General features: G+C 66.7%; 18 protein-coding genes. 10 read left to right on the forward strand and 8 right to left on the reverse strand.

What is annotated here, in order from left to right; all coding sequences use genetic code 11:
- Nucleotides 1–145: 145 nt before the first annotated feature.
- The 3 genes from mepA to AMB_RS12570 form a co-directional block, all read right to left on the reverse strand.
- Nucleotides 146–988 carry a penicillin-insensitive murein endopeptidase gene (mepA, locus tag AMB_RS12560; protein WP_011384880.1) on the reverse strand — a complete coding sequence of 281 codons (843 nt, stop codon included), beginning with the start codon at nucleotides 986–988 and terminating at the stop codon, nucleotides 146–148.
- Nucleotides 988–2,100, reverse strand: a complete 1,113-nt coding sequence (locus tag AMB_RS12565) for an HD-GYP domain-containing protein (RefSeq protein WP_011384881.1) — start codon at nucleotides 2,098–2,100, stop codon at nucleotides 988–990. The genes mepA and AMB_RS12565 overlap by 1 nt, the downstream gene beginning before the upstream one ends.
- Before the next feature lie 186 nt (nucleotides 2,101–2,286).
- Nucleotides 2,287–3,921 (reverse strand): acyl-CoA synthetase, encoded by a 1,635-nt coding sequence (locus tag AMB_RS12570; RefSeq protein ID WP_043744440.1) that lies wholly within the window; start codon nucleotides 3,919–3,921, stop codon nucleotides 2,287–2,289.
- A gap of 184 nt (nucleotides 3,922–4,105) precedes the next feature.
- On the opposite strand from AMB_RS12570, the gene AMB_RS12575 reads away from it, so the two are divergent.
- The 4 genes from AMB_RS12575 (at nucleotide 4,106) to AMB_RS12590 (ending at nucleotide 9,196) form a co-directional block, all read left to right on the forward strand.
- Nucleotides 4,106–5,341 (forward strand): GGDEF domain-containing protein, encoded by a 1,236-nt coding sequence (locus AMB_RS12575; protein ID WP_158303970.1) that lies wholly within the window; start codon nucleotides 4,106–4,108, stop codon nucleotides 5,339–5,341.
- 45 nt (nucleotides 5,342–5,386) lie between these two features.
- On the forward strand, nucleotides 5,387–6,292 hold the full coding sequence (mamU, locus tag AMB_RS12580) for a lipid kinase MamU (protein WP_043744443.1): 906 nt from the start codon (nucleotides 5,387–5,389) through the stop codon (nucleotides 6,290–6,292).
- Nucleotides 6,289–7,086, forward strand: coding sequence for a metallophosphoesterase family protein (locus tag AMB_RS12585; RefSeq protein WP_011384884.1), 798 nt, complete (start codon nucleotides 6,289–6,291; stop codon nucleotides 7,084–7,086). The genes mamU and AMB_RS12585 overlap by 4 nt, the downstream gene beginning before the upstream one ends.
- A 133-nt stretch (nucleotides 7,087–7,219) precedes the next feature.
- Nucleotides 7,220–9,196: a tetratricopeptide repeat protein gene (locus AMB_RS12590; RefSeq protein ID WP_011384885.1), complete on the forward strand. Its 1,977-nt coding sequence runs from the start codon at nucleotides 7,220–7,222 to the stop codon at nucleotides 9,194–9,196.
- A 12-nt stretch (nucleotides 9,197–9,208) separates the two neighbouring features.
- Here the strand turns inward: AMB_RS12590 and AMB_RS12595 are convergent, their stop codons facing one another.
- Complete coding sequence (locus AMB_RS12595) at nucleotides 9,209–9,604, reverse strand: c-type cytochrome (protein WP_231848836.1); 396 nt, start codon at nucleotides 9,602–9,604, stop codon at nucleotides 9,209–9,211.
- A 159-nt stretch (nucleotides 9,605–9,763) separates the two neighbouring features.
- Here AMB_RS12595 and AMB_RS12600 point away from each other — a divergent pair, with 159 nt between their 5' ends.
- From AMB_RS12600 to putA, 3 genes are read left to right on the forward strand one after another with little or no spacing between them, the layout of a single operon-like run.
- Nucleotides 9,764–10,276, forward strand: coding sequence for a glycine cleavage system protein R (locus AMB_RS12600; protein WP_083763516.1), 513 nt, complete (start codon nucleotides 9,764–9,766; stop codon nucleotides 10,274–10,276).
- Complete coding sequence (locus AMB_RS12605) at nucleotides 10,276–10,461, forward strand: YgaP family membrane protein (RefSeq protein ID WP_011384887.1); 186 nt, start codon at nucleotides 10,276–10,278, stop codon at nucleotides 10,459–10,461. The genes AMB_RS12600 and AMB_RS12605 overlap by 1 nt, the downstream gene beginning before the upstream one ends.
- Before the next feature lie 26 nt (nucleotides 10,462–10,487).
- Nucleotides 10,488–13,607 carry a bifunctional proline dehydrogenase/L-glutamate gamma-semialdehyde dehydrogenase PutA gene (gene putA, locus AMB_RS12610; RefSeq protein ID WP_011384888.1) on the forward strand — a complete coding sequence of 1,040 codons (3,120 nt, stop codon included), beginning with the start codon at nucleotides 10,488–10,490 and terminating at the stop codon, nucleotides 13,605–13,607.
- A 124-nt stretch (nucleotides 13,608–13,731) separates the two neighbouring features.
- On the opposite strand, the gene AMB_RS12615 is transcribed toward putA, so the two are convergent.
- Nucleotides 13,732–14,469 (reverse strand): squalene/phytoene synthase family protein, encoded by a 738-nt coding sequence (locus AMB_RS12615; RefSeq protein ID WP_011384889.1) that lies wholly within the window; start codon nucleotides 14,467–14,469, stop codon nucleotides 13,732–13,734.
- A gap of 209 nt (nucleotides 14,470–14,678) precedes the next feature.
- Between AMB_RS12615 and hpnC the strand changes: the two genes are divergently transcribed.
- From hpnC to AMB_RS12630, 3 genes are all read left to right on the forward strand, one after another.
- Nucleotides 14,679–15,509: a squalene synthase HpnC gene (gene hpnC, locus AMB_RS12620; RefSeq protein WP_011384890.1), complete on the forward strand. Its 831-nt coding sequence runs from the start codon at nucleotides 14,679–14,681 to the stop codon at nucleotides 15,507–15,509.
- On the forward strand, nucleotides 15,506–16,720 hold the full coding sequence (locus AMB_RS12625) for a hydroxysqualene dehydroxylase (protein ID WP_011384891.1): 1,215 nt from the start codon (nucleotides 15,506–15,508) through the stop codon (nucleotides 16,718–16,720). Before hpnC ends, AMB_RS12625 begins: the two co-directional genes overlap by 4 nt.
- A gap of 116 nt (nucleotides 16,721–16,836) precedes the next feature.
- The gene (locus tag AMB_RS12630) at nucleotides 16,837–17,433 is read left to right on the forward strand and encodes a superoxide dismutase (protein ID WP_011384892.1); all 597 of its coding nucleotides are present in this window, start codon (nucleotides 16,837–16,839) and stop codon (nucleotides 17,431–17,433) included.
- Nucleotides 17,434–17,609: 176 nt separating this feature from the next.
- Here the strand turns inward: AMB_RS12630 and AMB_RS12635 are convergent, their stop codons facing one another.
- The 3 genes from AMB_RS12635 to secD are packed head-to-tail and all read right to left on the reverse strand — an operon-like array spanning nucleotide 17,610 to nucleotide 20,529.
- Nucleotides 17,610–17,984, reverse strand: a complete 375-nt coding sequence (locus AMB_RS12635; protein ID WP_011384893.1) for an Mth938-like domain-containing protein — start codon at nucleotides 17,982–17,984, stop codon at nucleotides 17,610–17,612.
- A 3-nt stretch (nucleotides 17,985–17,987) separates the two neighbouring features.
- Nucleotides 17,988–18,947 carry a protein translocase subunit SecF gene (gene secF, locus AMB_RS12640; protein ID WP_011384894.1) on the reverse strand — a complete coding sequence of 320 codons (960 nt, stop codon included), beginning with the start codon at nucleotides 18,945–18,947 and terminating at the stop codon, nucleotides 17,988–17,990.
- A gap of 13 nt (nucleotides 18,948–18,960) precedes the next feature.
- Complete coding sequence (gene secD, locus AMB_RS12645; protein ID WP_011384895.1) at nucleotides 18,961–20,529, reverse strand: protein translocase subunit SecD; 1,569 nt, start codon at nucleotides 20,527–20,529, stop codon at nucleotides 18,961–18,963.
- Nucleotides 20,530–20,548 lie beyond the last annotated feature (19 nt).

Here is a 20,548-nt window from a genome sequence, read left to right on the forward strand (position 1 = left end):
GTTGAACCTCCGCGGGTGTGGCCAGGATCTCTCCCGGCACCGGAGCGAACGAACGGCAAGAGACATGCCGTCGCCGCGATCCCGCGTGCGGATTGGTGGCGGGGTTCTACGCCCTTCCCCGGCCAATTGCAAGAGATGTAATGGCTTACCCCTTGCGGAACAAGCCGGCGCAGGCTTCGGGCAGCGGGCGGGACTGGTGATGGGGCCTGGACGGCGGCGCGGGCCAGGTGGGCCTGGCCGACCAGGACTCTAGTTCCTCGCCGCAGCCATCGCCTTCGGGCATGGGCTTTTGCCGCTCGCAATCGGGGCTGTCGGCGGGGCACGACAGGCGCACGTGGAAATGCTCGTCATGCCCCCACCAGGGACGCAGCTTGCGCAGCCACGACCGGTCGCCATCGGCGGGAACGGCGCGGCACATGGCCTTCTTGATGGCGGGGTTGACGAAGATGCGGTCCACCTGGGGGGCGCGGGCCGCCAGTTCCAGCAGACGGGCCTGGGCCGGAGTCCAGGCATCCTCGTCGATCTCGGTGCCGTAAACCATGGAGACGGGCTTGGGCGTCTCGATCTCGGCGCGGCTCAGGGGCTTGGCCGGCAGTCGGAACCAGATGTCAACGTCCAGACCGTTCTGATGGCTGCCGTGACCGGCGGGCATGGGGCCGCCCCGCGGCTGCGCCATGTCGCCGATCAGGAGCGGACCCGAGATCCCCTCCCCCTTCGTCGCCCTGGCGAGATCGCCCACAAAGCGGATTGTCGCTGGATGCCCCCAATGGCGGTTGCGCGACGGCCGCAGCACCTGAAACGAATGCTCGTCCTCGGCCAAGGGCACGGCGCCCTTGAGACAGCCGGCGGCGGGCGAGCCGATCACCGAAGCCGGCCCCGTGGCGGGTTGGCCGATCCCCGACCATTGCTGCTGGCCGGACTCGGCCGCCGCCGCGCCGGTCGCCAGGACCAGGGCGGCCAGCCCCATCAGACGCGCCAGGGAATGCATCAGTCGTACACCGTCTCGTCAAAGCGAGTCTGAATATCACCGATCTGAACGGCGCTGTCGATCAGAGCGGCAACGCACTGGGGATCGAACTTTTCCCCGGCCTGGCTGCGCAACAGGTCGAAAGCCGCTTCGTTGGTCCAGGCCTCCTTGTACGGACGGGCCGAGGTCAACGCATCGAACACATCGGCCACGGCGGCGATCCGCGCCTCCAGGGGGATGTCGCTTCCCCGCAGGCCATAGGGATAGCCGCTTCCGTCCATGGCCTCGTGATGATAGGCGATGACGTTGCGCAGCATGTGGAAATGCGGCAGCGATTGCAGCCCCATGTCGCCGACCATCAGGTCGATGATTTCGACGCCCCGGGCCACATGGCCCTTCATGACGTTGAATTCCTCGGGCGTCAGCCGCGCCGGCTTGAGCAGAATGTGGTCGGGTACCGAAATCTTGCCGAGATCGTGCAGTGGCGCGAACTGGAACAGGTACTCGACATATTCGTCGGTCAGACAGCATTGCGGCGCCAGCTTGAGGGCGATCAGCCGCGTATAGCGGGCCATGCGGGCCAGATGGGCTCCGGTTTCCTCGTCACGCACGGTGGAGACCTGACGGATCACCTTCACCGCCGCCTGCATCATCCGCACGGTGTCCAGCTCGCGCATGATGATCTGCGCGATCAGTTCGGCATAGGGGCGCAGACGGTGAACCACCGGCGGCGAGAAAAAGCCCGCCTCGAAGGAATTGAGGAACAGAAAACCGTAGAACATGCCCTTGGACTGGATGGGTACGGTGTAGCTGGACCGGTAGCCCGCCGCCAGCAGGCGCGTGGCGTGGTCCTGGCCGCTGGCCGCCACCTTCTCCAGGTCATTCAGGGTACGGCGACCGCCGGTCCCCGCCAGCCGCTTCAGCCCGGGCATTTCGGCAAGCTTGGCCGTGGAATGGTCCAGCGGGCTCTCGCCGTCGCTGGAATGGATGAACGTCTTGAGGATATCCGACGACTCGTCGTACAGGGCGATGGCGATCCGGCTCAGTCCGGCCAGCGCGTTGTCGCCCTTGATCTCGTCGTGAAGACAGATCAGCCGCTCGGCCAATCCGCGATGCGCCGCATGCGTGGGCAAGGCGGCGACAGCTTCCTTTTTTATTACCTTTGTTTGTTCGTCGCCGATCTTGATATTCATCATGCGGGGACTATAGCTGGCCTTGGTACGACCAGTCAAATTACCGGTAGTGCTAAACCAAAAGGCGACGGCATCTTTAGCAGGGACAGAGAGGCGTGGGGCCGGAGCAGCTCCACGCCCTTCCCGTCAACCGTTGAGTTTCTTGGCCATTTCCCTCAGGACGTATTTCTGCACCTTGCCGGTGGAGGTCTTGGGCAGATTGGTGAAAACCACGGTGCGCGGGCACTTGTAATGCGCCAGCCGTTCGCGGCAAAAGGCCATGATCTCTTCCGCCGTGGCGGTGGCTCCGTCCTTCAGGCCGATGAAGGCGCAAGGGGTCTCTCCCCATTTCTCGTCGGGCCGGGCCACCACGGCGGCTTCGCCGACCGACGGGTGCTGGTACAAGACGCCCTCCACCTCGATGGTCGAGATGTTCTCGCCGCCCGAGATGATGATGTCCTTGGACCGGTCCTTCAGCTCGATATAGCCGTCGGCGTGCCAGACCCCCAGGTCACCGGTATGGAACCAGCCGCCGGAGAAGGCTTCGTTGGTGGCACTGGGATTCTTGAGATAGCCCTTCATCACCACGTTGCCGCGATAGAACACCTCGCCCATGGTCGCGCCGTCCTTGGGCACGGGCACCAGGCTCACCGGGTCGGCGACCATCATGGCCTCTTCGTTGACGTAGCGCACGCCTTGGCGGGACTTCATCTTCGCCCGCTCGTCCAGGGGCAGTTCGTCCCATTCTTCTTTCCAGGCGCAGACCGTGGCCGGGCCATAGACCTCGGTCAGGCCATAGACATGGGTGATCTTGAAGCCCTGGGATTCCAGCCGGCCGATCACCGCCGCCGGCGGCGGAGCGGCGGCGGTCATGAACTCCACCGGGTGGGGCAGCGGCCGGCGGTCCTTTTCCGGGGCGTTGATCAGCATGCCCATGACGATGGGCGCGCCGCACATATGGGTGACCTTGTGCTTCTCGATAGCGGCGAACATATGCCCGCCGTCCACCCGGCGCAGGCAGACATTGGTGCCGGCCAGGGCCGCCAGTGTCCAGGGGAAGCACCAGCCGTTGCAGTGGAACATGGGCAGGGTCCACAGATAGACCGGATGCCCCGTCATCCCCCAGTTGACGACATTGCCCAGCGCGTTGATATAGGCGCCGCGATGGTGATAGACCACGCCCTTGGGATTGCCGGTAGTGCCGGAGGTGTAGTTGAGCGCGATGGCGTCCCACTCGTCCGACGGCCAGACCCAGGCATATTCGGGATCGCCGCCGGCGATGAACGCCTCGTATTCCATCTCGCCCAGCATCTCACCGGTGGTGACGGCGGCATCGTCGATATCGATGACGATGGGCTTGGCTTCGAGCAGCGACAGCGCCTTTTTAATGGTGGGGGCGAATTCCCGATCGGTCAGCAGAACCTTGGCCTCGCCGTGCTGCAGCATGAAGGCGATGGCCTCGGCGTCGAGCCGGATGTTCAGCGCGCACAGCACGCCGCCGGTCATGGGCACGCCGAACGCCGCCTCATAGGCCGCCGGAGTGTTGGCGGCCATCACCGCCACGGTGTCGCCCACGCCGACGCCCCGTGCCGCCAGGGCCGAGCCGAGACGGCGGCAGCGGTCATAGGTCTGCTTCCAGGTAAAGCGCAGGTCGCCGTGAACCACAGAGATGCGATCGGGATAGACGGAAGCGGAGCGCTCGAGAAATCCCAGCGGCGTCAGCGGCACGTAATTGGCCGGGTTCTTGTCGAGATGGGTATTGTACGGATTGGCTGCGGACATCTGCGTCTCCCGTTGTCGTCCGGATGCGGCCTTTACGGCACTGTGTTGTCCGAGGAGCATGCGTCTGGACCGCAGGCATTTCAACCGCGATGTGCCATGCTTGACCATTGTCAACATACGGTTTTTCCAATACCCTCCGCCCCGTTTCGAGTGCCGTTGCTCGTTCAAGTGCGGGAGATGGGCTGTGGACGGTTCTGGACAGATGCAATCGGACCTGATCGACGCCAACAGCAGAGGCCCCAAGGGCTGGCGATCCTTTGCCGCCCACCTCTTCGCCCCCATCAAGATCACCTGGGGCCAGTTCTTCGACCTGTTGGTGCCCATCCGCCACTCGGCCCATATCCGGCGCCACGCCGCGTCGGTGATCATTTCGCGCATCCAGCTGGTCGCCGCCATTTTCGCGGTCATGGTGCCGCTGTGGTCCATCATCGACTGGTTCGTCTTCCCCTGGCCGCAATGGGCGATGATGACGGCGCTACGCCTGGGCTCGGGCGTGGTGTTCCTGCTGCTGGCCTGGCCGTGGGACATCACCAAGACTCGCCTGCAGGCGGATTCCATGCTGATGGCCATGCTGCTGGTGCCGCCGGTGTTCTACCTGATCTCCATCGAGGTGACCGCCGACCTCAACGTCACCGGAATCGCCCTGCTGGTCACCAAGCTCTATGCCCTGATGCCCAATATCGTGCTGGCCGGTCTGGCGATCTTTCCGCTGACCGCCTTCGAGGTGGCGCTGTTTTCGGCCCCGGCTTTCGCCTTCGCGGTGATCGGCCTGCTGATGGGCGGCCAGACGCTCACCGTGGACGTGCACGGCCCCATGTTCTGGCTGATGGTGCTGGTGATGGGCGTGGCCATGTTCTCGGGCATGAGCCAGCTTCACTACATCACCGCCCTGGTCAACCGGGCCATGATCGACCCCCTGACCGGCGCCTATACCAGGCGGTCGGGCGGCGAAGCCCTGGACCTGCAGTTCCGCCTGTCGGCCATGCGCAACACCCCGCTGTCCATCGCCTTCTTCGACCTGGACAAGTTCAAGTCCATCAACGACACCTTCGGGCACGAGGAAGGCGACAACGCCTTGCGGGCCTTGGCCGAGAATCTGCGCCAGGGGCTGCGGCGCGGCGACGTCCTGGTGCGCTGGGGCGGCGAGGAATTCGTCGCCATCCTGACCGAAACCAACGCCGAGGGCGCCCGTATCCTGATGGAGCGCCTGCGCAGTTCTGGCTTTGGCCTGCGCCCCGACGGTAATCCCATGACGGCCTCCATCGGCGTTGCCGAGCGACTGGCCGATAACGCCAGCGACTGGCCACGCCTGATCGAATTGGCCGACCAGCGCATGTACGAGGCCAAGCGCGGCGGCCGTGACCGGGCCGTGCTGCCGGGCGGCGAAACCCTGGTGTTCGGAGAAAAGCCGATCTTTTAAGCCGGAAGACTTGACAGCAGATTAGTGTCGGAGTGCTGTCAGGGCATGAGACTAGCCCTCGTCATCAACCGTTCCGCCGGAACCTTCCGCCGCCTGCCGCTGGACACCACCGTGGCGGCCATCGTCGCCGCCCTGGCCGAGGCCGGGCATGTGGTGCGCGTCGAAATCGTCGGGCGGCGCGAACTGGCCCGCACCCTGTCGGTCTTGGTCGATGACCGCGATCTCGACGCCGTGGTGGTGGGCGGCGGCGACGGCACCATCCTGACCGCGGTGCTGGCTGGATTGGGTCGGGCCAAGCCGCTGGGCATCCTGCCGCTGGGAACCCTCAATCTCTTCGCCCGCGACCTGGGGCTGCCCCGCGACCCGGTGGAAGCCGCCAGCATCCTGGCCGGAGCCAGCGCCCGCGACATCGATCTGGCGGAGGTCAACGGCCTGCCCTTCGCCATCTGGGCCTCCATGGGCATGCATCCCTGGGTGGTGCGGCGCCGCGACCACATGCAGCGCGACGGCATGCGCAAGGGCCGGGCCATGGCCCTGGCGGCGCTGCGGGCCTTTCGCCGCTTTCCGCTGATCGACGTGACGCTGAACCTGCCCGAGGGGAGCGTCACCGTGTCCACCCCCATGCTATTCATCACCAACAATCCCTGGCGCGAGGAGCCGCTGCCCCTGTCGCGCGAGGCGCTGGATACCGGCAAGCTGGTCATTCACGTCGCCGCCTGCTCCGGCCGGCTGTCCTTGCTGTGGCTGTTCTTCGAGGCGGTTCTGGGGCATTGGCGGGCCAGTCCCCGCCTCAAGACCTTCACCACCGAGGAAGTGCGCGTCACCAGCCGCAAGCGCCGGATGATGGTGTCCCTGGACGGCGAGGTGACGGTGATGAGCGCGCCGCTGATCTTCCGCGCCCGGCCAAAGGCCTTGCGGGTCCTGATGCCCCCGCGGGAGGCCGTGTCGTGAAAACCGTCGCCCACCTCTCGGATCTGCATTTCGGCCGCACCGACGGCAGGGTGGTGGCCGCTCTGCTCCACGACCTGCAGCACCAGCGCCCGGATCTGGTGATCGTCTCGGGCGATCTCACCCAGCGGGCCCGATCGCATCAGTTCGCCGAGGCCCGAACCTTCCTCTCCCATTGCCCCGCGCCGACCCTGGTGGTGCCGGGCAATCACGACCTGGAGCCGCTTTACCGGCCGTGGAAGCGCATGTTCCGTCCCCGCGCCAAGTTCCACAAGCACCTGCCCGGCCACGAGCCCTTTCCCGCCTGGGCCGACGACTCCCTGGTGGCCATCGGCCTGGACAGCACCCGGTCGCTGCGCTGGAAGTCGGGAGCGCTGAAGGGCGCCCATCTCGACCACCTCGAAGCCACCCTGGACGGCGCCTCCCCGGAGGCCACCAAGCTGGTCTTCCTGCACCATCCGCCCTCGACCACCTCGGGAGGGCATCCCTACGAGGTGCTGGTGGAGCACGGCATCGACGCGGTGCTCACCGGTCATGTCCATCACGCCCATGTGGAACTGATCAACGGCGTGCACGGCCATTCCCTGGTGCTGGTCCAGGCCACCACCGCCTGTTCCACCCGGCTGCGCGAGGATGCCAACGGCTATTGCCTGCTGCGCTTCGACGCCGGCCACATGGAAGTGGCCATCCGGGGCTGGAGCGGCGAAGTCTTCCACACCATCCGCCACCACTGGTTCGAGAAGCGGGCCGGCACCTGGCGCACCGTTCCCCGGCCGCTCCACGTCTTTCCGGCTTGATACGCGGGCTGAGGGACGATAAGGGATGGGCATTCCGCCGGGCCACGCCCGGCGGCAAGGGCAAGGCCCGCCGCGGCTTATGCCGCGAAAGCCAAGCGAAGCGCCCGGCGACTGAGGACCTAGATAGGATACCATGAACATCGATCAGGACATGGCGAAGGCGATCAAGCTGGCCCAGGCGGGCAAGCTGACGCCCGCCATCGCCATCCTGGACGGCTTGGTCAGGGCGGCCCCCTCGGCCGTTCCGGTCCGTTATAATCTGGCGCTGTTCCTGCTGATGGCCGGACGCCACACCGAGGCCCTGCCCCATCTCGACCGCATCCTGGCCGCCCAGCCGGGCCATTCGCCCTCGCTGTTCAGCAAGGCCAAGGGGTTGATGGCGCTGGACCGCGCCGCCGAGGCCCTGCCCATCCTGGAACGGCTGGCCGCAGGCAACGATCCGGAAAGCCTGCTGGCCCTGGGCAACGCGCTGCGGACGCTGAGCCGCATGGAGGAGGCCGCCCAGGCCTTCCATCGCCTGACCCGGGTCGCCCCCGGCTTTGTCGGCGGGCACATCAATCTCGGCATCCTGCTGGTGTCCATGGCCGACACTCAGGCCGCCCTGTCCGCCCTGGACGACGCCGTCCGCCTGCACCCGGGCGTCGGTGAACTGCACGCCCTGCGAGGACAGGCGTTGTTGCGTCTGGGACGCCACTCCGAGGCCATCGCCGCCCTGGAAAAGGCCCTGGCCATCAATCCCGCCCTCGTCCCGGCCCGGGGGCATCTGCTGCGGGCCTATCGGGAGACCGCCGATTGGGACAACGAGGACAGGCTGTTCGCCGAAATCCGCGCCGCCATTCAGCGCGGCGAGATCAAGGGGCAGTTGCCGCTCTCCACCCAGGATGCCCTGTTCTACCCCTTCACCGGCGAGGAAATGCGCCGTATCGCCGAGCTGGAGGTCGCCTTCCGGGTCCCCGGCCAGCCCCGGCCGGCGGTTCACCCCCAACCGAAGACGGCGCCGCCCCTGACGGTGGGCTATCTCTCGCCCGATTTCCGCGAGCACGCCACCATGCATCTGGCCGGCGACATCTTCGCCCACCACGACCGGAGCCGGGTCCGCCCGGTCGCCTATTCGGTCGGTCCGGACGATGGGTCGGACTGGCGCCAGCGCATGGCGCGCGACTGCGAGGCCTTCGTCGATCTGTCCTCCCTCAGCGACCGCGCCGCCGCCGAGCGCATCGCCGCCGACTGCGCCCATATCCTGGTCGATCTGTCGGTTTTCACCCGCTATGCCCGCCCCGGCATCGCCGCCCTGCGCCCCGCCCCGGTCCAGGCGGTCTGGCTGGGGCTGGCCGCCAGCTCCGCCGCCCCCTGGCTGGATTACGCCATCGTCGATCCGGTCCTGGTGCCGCCCGCCCATGGCGGCCATTTTTCCGAAAAGCTGATCCGGCTTCCCAATAGCTATCAGGCCAACCTTGCATGGTCTCCCCCCGGAGTGGCGCCGTCCCGCGCATCCCTGGGCCTGCCGGACGACCGGCTGGTGCTATGTTCGTTCAACGGTCACCGCAAGCTCGACCGGGCCACCTTCACCCTCTGGCTGGAGATTCTGGCGGAGCTGCCCCAGGCGGTGCTCTGGTTGCTGTCCCCGCCGGACCTGGCGCGGCAGCGACTCGAAGCGGCGGCCGCCAAGGCGGGGATCGATTCCGCCCGCCTGATCTGGGCGCCCTCCCTGCCCCGGCCCGATCATCTCGCCCGCCTGCCCGCCGCCGACCTGTTTGTCGACGCCCTGGTTTGCGGCGCCCATACCACCGCCGCCGACAGCTTGCGCATGGGGGTGCCGCTGATCACGGCGGCGGGCAATCGGCTGGGCTCCCGGGTGGCGGCGTCGCTGCTGCATGCCCTGGGTCTGCCGGATCTGGCGGTGGAAAGCCCATCCGCCCTCAAGGCGCTGGCCATCGAACTGGGGCGCGACCGCTCACGGCTGGCGGCGCTGCGGACCCGGCTGATGGAATTGCTGCCCAGGTCGCCCGCCTTCGACCCGGCCGGCTTCGCCAGTCATCTGGAAGACGGCTACGAAGCGGCCTGGAACCGCCACGCCGCTGGAAAAAGACCGGAAAATATAGACGTTTGAGCTGCTGTGGGCTCAGTGCTTCAGCATGGCCGCGCGGCGTTCCAGAATCTCCGGCGGCCACGTGGATTCGATATAGGACAGCACGGCCTTGATCTCGGCATCGCTCAGCTTGCCCACATAAGGCTGCATGGCCGTCTTGTAGCCGGGTGGCGCGAAGCGGGCGGTGCCGTGCTTGATGATGGCGAACAGCTGTTCCTCGGGATGGTGCCAGGTATGCCCGGAAGCATCATGGGGCGGCGCCGGCAATTCGCCGTTGGCCTTGGGAACCTGCCAGTTGGGCTCGCCCTTGAGATCGTGGCCATGGCATGAGGCGCAGTGGAGGTTATACAGGTCGTAGCCCAAGGCCACCTGCCGGGCATCCTGCGGGTTGATGCCGTAGCCCCGCGGCCACCAAACCCAGGCAGCCACGCCAGTTACGGCCATCACCAACATTGCCAGACCCAAGCCGCGCATCTTCCCCTCGTAATTTACAGGTCCAGTATACCCCGATGTCTCGGGGTTAACAAACGTCTGAACCTGTCGCATGATGGGTTGTCTTGCCGTTTGCGCTCCTTGCGAGAGGTCATCATGTCTACCGTGCTCGTTTCTGTATTCTGTTCCGACCGTACCGGCCTGGTGGCGGCCATTACCGGAAGGCTTTTCGACCTTGGCGCGGATCTTGGCGATACCAGCTTTGCCATGTTGGGCAGCGGTGCCGAGTTCACTTCGGTCTGCGAACTGCCCGCTTCCGTTTCCGCCGGGGAGGTGCAGGACGATCTCGGACGCCTGCCGGCCCTGGCCGGAGCGCGCATCTCGGTGCGGGCCTTCGAGATGGATGCCGCCCACGGACCGGCCGGAACCATCACCCACCGGGTGGTGGTGTCGGGCGGCGACCGCCCCGGCCTGGTGGCAAGGCTGTCGGAAGTGTTCGGAGAGTTTCAGGCCAATATCGTGCGCATGGACGCCCAGCGCCTGCCGGAGCAGGGAATCTACGTCACCCGCTTTTCGGTGGCCATTCCCGCCCGCGCCGAGGCCTGCCTGACCACCGTCGCCAACACCGCCGAGGAAATGAACCTGGCCTGCGCCGTCGAGGCGGTGTGATGGACTCCAACATGGGAGGCAAGGACCGCCTGATCCGGACGGCGGTTTCGCTGGGGCTGATGGGTCTTGCCATGGCCAACCTGATCGGCCCCTGGGGATGGGTCGGCATCGTGCCCCTGGTCTCGGCGGTGCTGGGCTGGTGCCCGGTCTACATGGTGACCGGCTTCTCGACGCGCCGGTCATAGGGCGCCAGGGAGGAACCGGACAAGCCATGATTTTTACCGCTCCCCTCCCCGCGCCCGACCCTGAACGCCAAGCCATCCACCGGGCCGCCGGAACCTCCGAGGCCGACCTCGTCTCCGGGCTGAGCGCCGGCATCCCGCTTGAGGACGAGGCTCGGCGCCGCATCGTCAACCGCGCTGTCAATCTGGTTGATGGCGCACGGCGAAACCGCCGCACCCTGGGCCTGGACGGCCTTCTCAACGAGTACCGCCTTTCCACCCGCGAGGGCGTGGTGCTGATGTGCCTGGCCGAGGCCTTGCTGCGCATCCCCGACGACCACACCGTCGATCTGCTGATCAAGGACAAGATCGCGTCCGCCGATTGGGATGGGCACCTTGGCCACTCGCCATCGGTCTTCGTCAACGCCTCCACCTGGGCCCTGGTACTGGGCGACCGCCTGCTGCACCTGGAAGAGGACGGCCGGGCCGTCCTGGGTCGGATGGCGGGCCGCCTGGGCGAGGCCGTGGTGCGGCGGGCCCTGCGCCACGCCATGGGGCTGATGGGCCGCCAGTTCGTGCTGGGCCGCACCATCGCCGAGGCCCTGGACAACGCCCGGGCGTGGGAGGCCAGGGGCTATCGCCACTCCTTCGACATGCTGGGCGAGGCGGCGCGCTGCGAACAGGCGGCGCAGGACTACCTCCGGGCCTATGCCGGCGCCATCGAGGCCCTGGGCCGCCACGCCAAGGGCGCCGGCCCCATTGCCGGGCCGGGACTCTCGGTCAAGCTGTCGGCGCTGCATCCACGCTTCGAGATGGCCCAGCGTCAGAGAGTCCTGGGGGAACTGGTTCCACGCCTGCGCGATCTCTGCCATAGGGCCCGCGACGCCGGTATCGGCCTGACCATCGACGCCGAGGAGGCCGACCGCCTGGACATCTCGCTGGACGTCATGGAAGCGGCCCTGGCCGATCCCGCCCTGGACGGCTGGGATGGCTTCGGCATGGCGGTGCAGGCCTACCAAAAGCGGGCCCGGCCGGTCATTGCCTGGGCCGGAGCCCTGGCGGCGCGGAGACAACAGCGGCTGATGATCCGTCTGGTCAAGGGCGCCTATTGGGATGGCGAGGTCAAGCGTGCCCAGGAACGGGGCCTGGGCGGCTTTCCCGTCTTCACGACCAAGGAGGCCACCGACGTTTCCTATCTGGCCTGCGCCGCCGATCTTCTGGCCCGGCCCGACCTGTTCTACCCCCAGTTCGCCACCCACAACGCCCATACCGCCGCCGCCGTCATGGAAATGACCGGCGGGGCGGGCGACTGGGAGTTCCAGCGCCTGCACGGCATGGGCGAGGCCCTTTACGCCCAATTGGTACCGGAATTCCCGTGCCGCACCTATGCGCCGGTGGGATCGCACCAGGAATTGCTGCCCTATTTGGTCCGCCGCCTGCTGGAGAACGGCGCCAATTCCTCCTTCGTCAGCCGACTGGCCGACGAAGAGATTCCCGCCCACGTGGTCGCCGCCGATCCCCTGGCCGCCCTGGGACGCATCACGCCGCAACTGGTGGCCGAGCCGTCGGCCCTGTTCGGCCCCTCGCGGCGCAATTCCGGCGGGCTCGACCTGTCCTCTCCCGCGGTTCTTGCCCAATTGGATCTGGCCCTGGCCGCAGTGGCGACGCCCGAGCGCTCGGCCCCTATCGTCGATGGCCGCGAGAGGGAAAATCAGGCCGCGAAGCCGGTCCTCGATCCCGCCGACCACCGTCGCGTCGTCGGAGAGGTGGTGGATGCCAGCCCGGCCGACGTGGAGGCAGCCCTGGCCTCGGCCCGCGCCGCCTTTCCCGCCTGGGACGATCTGGGGGGCGAAGCCCGGGCTTCCATTCTGGAGCGGGCGGCCGACCGGCTGGAGGCCGACCGGGCCCGCTTCATGGCCCTGGCCATTCGCGAGGCGGGAAAGACCATCCCGGATGCTCTGTCCGAAGTGCGCGAAGCCGTGGACTTTCTGCGCTTCTACGCCGCCGAGGCCCGGGCGCGCTTTTCCCAGCCGGTCCGCCTGCCCGGCCCGGTGGGCGAAAGCAACGAGCTGATGCTGGGCGGGCGCGGCGTGTTCGCCTGCATCTCGCCCTGGAACTTCCCCCTCGCCATCTTCGTGGGTCAGGTGGCCGCCGCCCTGGCGGCCGGCAATGCGGTGGTGGCCAAGCCGGCGCCGCAGACCCCGCTGATGGCCGCCGCCGCGGTCAGGCTGCTGCATCAGGCCGGCGTCCCGCCCCAGGCCCTGCATCTGGTCCCGGGAGGCCCGGCCATAGGAGAGGCGCTGACCGTCAACCCGCTAGTTGACGCCATAGCCTTTACCGGCTCGACCGCCACGGCGCGACACATCAATCGCCTGCGGGCGGCGATGGATGGGCCGCTGGCGCCGCTGATCGCCGAGACCGGCGGCCTCAACGCCATGATCGTCGATTCCTCGGCCCTGCCCGAGCAGGTGGTGGCCGATTGCCTGGAAAGCGCCTTCCGCTCGGCTGGGCAACGCTGCTCGGCGCTGCGCGTCGCCTTCATTCAGCGCGAGGCCTGGACCCGCATCCAACCTTTGCTGGCCGGAGCCATGGCGGAACTGTCCCTGGGCGATCCCGCCCTGCTCTCTACCGATGTGGGGCCGGTGATCGACGAGGCCTCCCGCCGGCGTCTGCTGGCCCATGGCGGCAGGCTGAGGCATGCGGGCCGCATGATCGGGCAGTCCGCTTGCCCACCCGATTGCCGCGTCGGAACCTTCTTCGCGCCCATGGCCCATCAATTGGATAATCTGGACCTGCTCCAGTCCGAGGTGTTCGGCCCCATCCTGCACGTCATTCCCTGGGAAGCCGGGCGCCTGGAACAGGTGCTGGACTGCGTGGCCGCCACCTCCTACGGCCTGACGCTGGGAATCCACTCGCGCATCGACGCCACCATCGCCCAGGTCATCGCCCGCGCCCGCATCGGCAATATCTACGTCAATCGCACCATGATCGGCGCGGTGGTGGGCTCCCAGCCCTTCGGGGGGCTTGGGCTGTCGGGCACTGGCGCCAAAGCCGGAGGCCCCAATACCCTGATCCGCTATGGAGTGGAACGCTGCCTGTCGGTCAATACCGCCGCCGCTGGTGGTGACGTTGCCCTGATGGCCGGGCCGCAACGGCATGGGACAAAATAGTGTAGCCTCGGCCAGAGAGCAGCACTATATTTGCCTTACCTTTGCAGGTTCCAGATTTCATTGCGTTAAGGCAATTTTAAAATTGCACTTCCGCAATGTCTTCATTGCGCTTTGGCAATGTTGCTCAGAACCGCCCCATCGCCTGGGCGATAATCAGCCGAACAGGCCGGGGATTGGGACGGGAAACCCGGCTATCGAACGGATTCCACCGTGCTTTTTCAAGCACTTGCAGATAGCCGTCGGCCAGGATGGCCGGAAGCAGCGCCGCCAGCCCATGGCGACCCGGCCTGACCCGGCGGGCTTCGGCCAAGTGGTGACGGGCACATTGCCCCATGGCCTGGGCCGCGGCCGTCAACGATTCGGTTGACGCCCGCCCTTCCCTGATGGCGCCAGCGCTGGTGCCGGCGGTGCGAAGCACGTCTTCCGGCAATGTCAACTTGCCCATTGACAGGTGATGCCCCAGGGCGCGGAGATTGCCGACCAGCCCCCAGGCGATCCCCATATGGCGGCCGGCCCGGCGGAAATCCTCGGTTTCCGCCCCCAGCACCGCCAAGGCCAAGGCCGTCAGGGCGGCGGAACTGCGCTCGGCATAGCGCTCGGCCTCGGGCAGATCCTTGGGAGAAAAGCCCTCGAGATCATCCTGACGGGCCGAAATGAGGTCGTCGAACGGCTCCAGAGGCAGGCCGCACCCGCGAATCAGCTCGCCCAGGGGCCGCGCCACCGGATGGTTGTCGCAAGCCCCGCCTTCCGCCCCGCTGATCAGGGAATCGCGCCACCATTGCAGGCGGATCATCCCGGCCATGGGCTCGCGCACGCTTTCCTGCACCTTGGCGATCTCGACGTTGAAGGCGTAGAGCAGCATCAGCGCCTCGCGCCTCTCGGGGGGCGCGAACAGGCGGTGACGAAGCGATCGCGGTCGAATTCGGACACCAGCCGGGCGGCGTGGGACAGGAGGGGGGATGGCGATGCGGTCGGAGCGGACATGAGGCCTCGTTTCAACTGGAGCCCGACAGGGGAGCGTGGCATATATAGCCCTTCCCCCTCCCCGCTCCAAATGGAAGGCCGAACTCCTTGTCCCTCCCCGCCGCCAGCAAGACAGCCGCCCAGGAAAACTTCCCGGTGGCCTCGCTGCTGCTGCCCAAGTCCAAGCGCGCCACCATCATGGCCTATTACCACTTCGCCCGGCACGCCGACGACATCGGCGATTCGCCGAGCTTAACCTCCGAGGAAAAGGTGGCCGGGCTCGACGCCCTGGATCGTGCCCTGCGCGGCACCGAAAGCGGCCCCGCCCTGGTCCTGGCCGAGGAGTATCGTCGGGCGGTGGATGGCGACGCGGCCATGATCGAGCACGCCTCCCAGCTGCTGCACGCCTTCCGCCGCGATTCGGTGCGCGATTACTGCGCCGATTGGGCCGACCTGATGGAGTATTGCCGCTATTCCGCCGCCCCGGTGGGGCGCTTCCTGCTGGACCTGAGCGGCGAGTCCCACGACACCTTCGCCCCCTCCGACGCGCTCTGCGCCGCGCTGCAGGTCCTGAACCACGTCCAGGATTGCGGCAAGGACTACCACGAGCTGAAGCGGGTCTATATTCCTCGGGACTGGCTGGCCGCTCAAGGATTGAGTATCGAGGTGCTGGCCGGCACGAGCAGCCCCGCCGCCCTGCGCCATGTCCTCGATCAGATGCTGGATGCCACCGACGGGCTGATCACCCTGGCCCAGCCCCTGGCCGGGCGGGTCAAGGACCTGCGCATGCGCCTGCAATCGGCCATCACCGTGCGGGTGGCCGAGCGGCTTTCGGCCAAGCTGCGCCGGGGCGATCCCCTGGCCGGGCGGGTCAAGCTCGGCAAGCTGGATTACGCCGGGGTCTTCCTGGTGGGCCTGTGGCGTGGGCTGACGGCGTGAGCAATCCGGGCACCCTGCATGTGGTGGGAGCCGGGCTGGCCGGTCTTTCCGCCGCTATCGCCGCCGCCAAGGCTGGAACCCGAGTCGTCGTCCACGAGGCCGCCGGCCATGCCGGCGGACGCTGCCGCTCGTTTCTCGACGAGAAGCTGGGCCGGGTCATCGACAATGGCAGTCATCTGGTGCTGGGCGCCAACCGGACGACCCTGGCCTATGCCCGAGCCACCGGCGGCATCGAGGCCATGGTGGCGGCCCCCGCCGCCTTTCCCTTCATCGATTTGGTATCGGCCAAGTCATGGACGGTGACCCCCAAGCGCCTGCCCGCCGGCATCCGCGAGATTCTCAAGGCCCTCGGCCTGCCGTGGACCGGCAAGGCCGAGACCGTGGCCAGCCGCCTCGGAAACACGCCGTCCTTCACCCGCCTGTGGCTGCCCATGTGCGAGGCGATCATGAACACCGCGCCCGACGAGGCGTCGGCCCGCATGTTCGCCTGGACCATGCGCAAGGCACTGTTGGGCGGCTCCCAGGCGCTAACGCCCTGGATCTTCCCCGGCGGCCTGTCCGCCGCCCTGGTGGCCCCCGCCCTGGCGACCCTGTCGCTGTTCGGCGGCGAAATCCATTTCCGCCGGCGCCTGAAATCCGTCACGTCCCACAGCCTGACCTTCGATGACACAAAGATCGACCTGGGACCCGCCGACCGGGTCGTCCTGGCCCTGCCCCCTTGGGTGACGGCAACGCTTCTGCCCGGCACCGTGTGCGATTTGCCGACCCGGCCCATCGTCAACGCCCATTTCCGCTGTGCCCAGCCGGTGGAGCTCCCCCATGGCAGCCACTTCCTCGGGCTGGTCAACGCTTCGGGCCATTGGCTGTTCGCCCGCGGCGACGTCCTGTCGGTGACCGTGTCCGCCGCCGGTTCCCTGGTCGACCTCGACAACGATTCTATCGCCGAACGTCTGTGGGAGGAAATCCGCCGGGCCCTGGTCCTTCCGCCCATCGCCCCGCCGCCCTATCGCATCATGAAGGAAAAGCGGGCGACCTTGGCCCATGACAACCGGACCGTTGCCACCCGCCCAGGGCCGGTTTCAGGTTTTGAAGGAATTTTTCTCGCGGGCGACTGGATCGCCTCGCCCTGGCCCTGTACCATCGAAGCGGCCATTTCCAGCGGCCTGGCCGCGGCGCGGCTGGGCCTGGACCGGCCGGGTTTGGCCTTCTAGTTCGACAATAGTCGACAAAGGTGCTTCACAATCGCCCCCAGAGTTCCTATCTTCCGTCCATCGTTTAGACGATTTCCAAATCGGTTTAGAACCCCTTGACGACATAGAGGTGAAATATGGCCTTCGAGCTTCCGCCCCTCCCCTTCGCCATTGATGCGCTGGAGCCCCACATTTCCGCCCGCACGTTCGAGTTTCATCACGGCAAGCACCACGCCGCCTATGTGACCAACCTCAACAACCTGACCAAGGACACCGATCTGGCGTCCAAGTCCCTGGAAGAGGTGATCAAGGTGGCCGCCGCCGATCTGCCGGCCAAGCAAGGCATTTTCAATAACGCCGCCCAGGTGTGGAACCACACCTTCTTCTGGAACTGCCTGAAGAAGGGCGGCGGCGGCAAGCCGGGCGCCAAGCTGCTGGCCAAGATCGAGGCCGATCTGGGCGGCTTCGACAAGTTCAAGGAAGACTTCAAGGCCGCTGCCGTCGGCCAGTTCGGCTCGGGCTGGGCCTGGCTGGTGCTGGATGGCGGCAAGCTGAAGATCACCAAGACCGCCAATGCCGACCTGCCCCTGGCCCACGGCCAGAAGGCGCTGCTGACCGTCGACGTGTGGGAACACGCCTATTACCTCGACTGGCAGAACCGCCGCCCCGATTTCGTCCAGTGCTTCCTGGACAATCTGGTGAACTGGGACTTCGTGGAAGCCAATCTCGGCTAAAGCCACAGGGCCAACGAAAAGCCCCCTTCCCGCGTGGGTTGGGGGCTTTTTTGTGCCCTGTTGGGCTATCGCCCAAGCCCATCTGGGGCGAATGCCCCAGCCCCCCCTTTGTTTCTGTCAATAAAATGAATGGGGTTTGGGGCCTCTGGCCCCAAGCGGGTCTGGGCGGCAGCCCATTACACCGCGATCAGCGCCGCCGCCACGGAACGGTCTTCGGACACCAGAACATTGAAGGTGCGGCAAGCACCGCCGGTGTCCATCAGTTCCAGGGTGATGCCGGCGGCCCGCAGGGCGGCGCGCAAGGCGCTGGGGACCGGGGCCATGCGCTGTCCACATCCCAACAGCAAAAGCCGGGGCTTTTCCTCCAGGGTCAACAGCGGGGCAAGGCTATCCTCGGTGACCTGGGCGAGATCGCGGGGTGACCAAGGCTGGGTGCGCTCCGGCAGGACCAGCACCGACCCCTCCCAACGGAGGCCGGCGATGGTGAAGCCGCCATCGCCGTATCCCTTGACGATCTGCCTGCCGGTGGGAATGAGGGGGGTGATGTCCATGGATCAGGGCGCGGCGGGACCACCCGTCGGGGCTTCCTCCGCCTCGGCCTCTTCCGCCGCCTTGCCGGTACGCAGGTTGAAGTAGATCAACATGGGCATGGCCACGTAGATGGACGAGAAGGTGCCGATGATCAGGCCCCACAGCATGGCGATGGAGAAGCCGCGCAGCACCTCGCCACCCACGAACAGCAGGGCCAGCACGGTGACGAACACCGTGGACACGGTGAGGATGGTGCGGGCCAGCGTCTCGTTGACCGCCAGATTGAGCAGGTCATAGAGCGACATGGTCTTGAACTTGCGCAGATTCTCGCGCACCCGGTCATATTCCACCACGGTGTCGTTCACCGAATAGCCGGCGATGGTCAGAATCGCCGCCACGGTGGTCAGGTTGAACTCCAATCCGGTGATGGAGAACAGGCCGAAGGTGGTGATGACGTCGTGGAAGGTCGACACCAGGGCACCGACGCCGAATTGCCACTCGAAGCGGAACCAGACATACAGGGCGATGGCGCCCAGGGCCAGAACCACGGCCAGGACGCCGTCGCGCACCAGTTCGCCGCCCACCTTGGGACCGACGATCTCGACCCGGCGGTAGGTGAAGCCCTCGCCCAGGGAGGCCTTGACCTTGGATAGCGCGGCCATCTGGGTCTTCTCGTCCCCTTCCTGGCGCTGGACACGGATCATCACATCGCGGCCGGTGGTGCCGAACTCCTGCAGCGAAACCTCGCCCAGGCCCAGATGGCCGAGTGTGGTGCGCATGCCGTGCAAGTCGGCGGGACCGGTGGTGGATTGGGCCTCCAGCAGGATGCCGCCGGCGAAGTCGATGCCGAAATTGAAGCCCTTGATCGCGATGGAGGCGAACGAGCCGATGATCAGCACGGCGGTGATGCAGAAGGCGAACCAGCGATAGCGGATGAAGTCGTACTTGGTGCCGTGGGGCAGGAAGCGGTCGATCAGTTGCATGTCTCTCGCTCCTTTAAGCCAGCGGCAGGGTCTTGAGGCGGCGCCAGCGCACCCAGGTCACCACCATGATGCGATTGACCAGCACAGCGGTGAACAGCGAGGCCAGCAGGCCCAGCGTCAGGGTAACGGCGAAACCACGAACGGGACCCGAGCCGAACTGGAACAGCAACGCCGCCGCCACCAGGGTGGTGACGTGGGCGTCGAAGATGGTGCCGAAGGCGCGGTCATAGCCGGCCTGAATAGCCGACATGATGGAGCGGCCGTTGCGCTGCTCTTCGCGCATGCGCTCGTAGATCAGCACGTTGGCATCCACCGCCATGCCCATGGTCAGCACGATGCCGGCGATGCCCGGCAGGGTCAGCGTGGCCCCCAGGGCCGACAGCGAGGCCAGCAGCAGAATCAGGTTGAGCACCATGGCGAGATCGGCAAGGGCGCCGAGCGAGCCATAGACGATGATCATCAGCACCACCACCAGGGCGAGGCCCAGCAGACTGGCCACGGCGCCGGCCTGGATGGAATCGGCGCCGAGATCGGGACCGACGGTGCGCTCTTCAAGAACCTGCAGCGGCGCGGGCAAGGCGCCGGCACGCAGCAGCAGGGACAAATCCTGGGCCTGCTGCACCGAGAAGCTGCCCGAGATGATGCCGGAACCGCCCAGGATGGGCTCGTTGATGCGCGGTGCGCTGATCACCTTCTCGTCCAGCACGATGGCCAGGAACTTGCCGGCATTCTCGCGGGTGGCATCGCCGAACTTCTTGGCGCCGGCGGCGCTGAAGCGGAAGCTGACCACCGGGCGGCCTTCGCTGTAGGTGGCCTTGGAATCCACCAGCATGTCGCCGCCCACCTCGATGCGCTTGCGCACCACGTAGGATTCCGGCATGCCCCGCTCCTTCTCGGCGGAGGGCAGCAGCATGGAGCCGGGCGGCACCCGGCCCTTCTGCGCTTCGTCGGCGCCGGTGGAATCGTCGAGCAGGTGGAAGGTCAGCTTGGCGGTCTTGCCTAGCAGAGCCTTGATGCGGTCGGGGTCCTTGACGCCGGGCAACTGGACGACGATGCGATCCTCCCCCTGACGCTGGATCGAGGGCTCGCGGGTGCCCAACTCGTCGATACGGCGGCGCACGATCTCCAGCGATTGCTCGATGGCCGCGGTCTTGCGGGCCTTGACCGCCTGCTCGGAATATTTGAGCACCATGGAACCGTCGTCCCTGGTCTCGATCGCCGCCTCGGCATCGATCTTGCGCAAAAATTCGCGGGCCTTGGCGCGCTCATCGGCCTCGATGATGCGCACGCTGACCTGATCGCCCCTGGCGCCCAGGTCGGAGTACTTGATCTTTTCCTTGCGCAGCGTGGTGCGCACGCCTTCCACCAGCGAGGTCAGCTGTTCGCGGAACACATAGGCGGTATCCACCTCCAGCAGCAGATAGGACCCGCCCTGAAGGTCCAGGCCCAGGCTGACCGGCTGCAGCCAGTGCGGCATACGGTCGGCCTGATCGCGGGACAGCAGGTTCGGCACCGCGAAGACGATGCCGAACAGGCTCACAATCGCCACCAATGCGATCTTCCATTTTGGAAAATGGTTCATGTCCCGGCCTGTGCTGGTT

The organism is Paramagnetospirillum magneticum AMB-1 (genome assembly GCF_000009985.1).
GTDB classification, from domain to species: Bacteria; Pseudomonadota; Alphaproteobacteria; order Rhodospirillales; family Magnetospirillaceae; genus Phaeospirillum; species Phaeospirillum magneticum.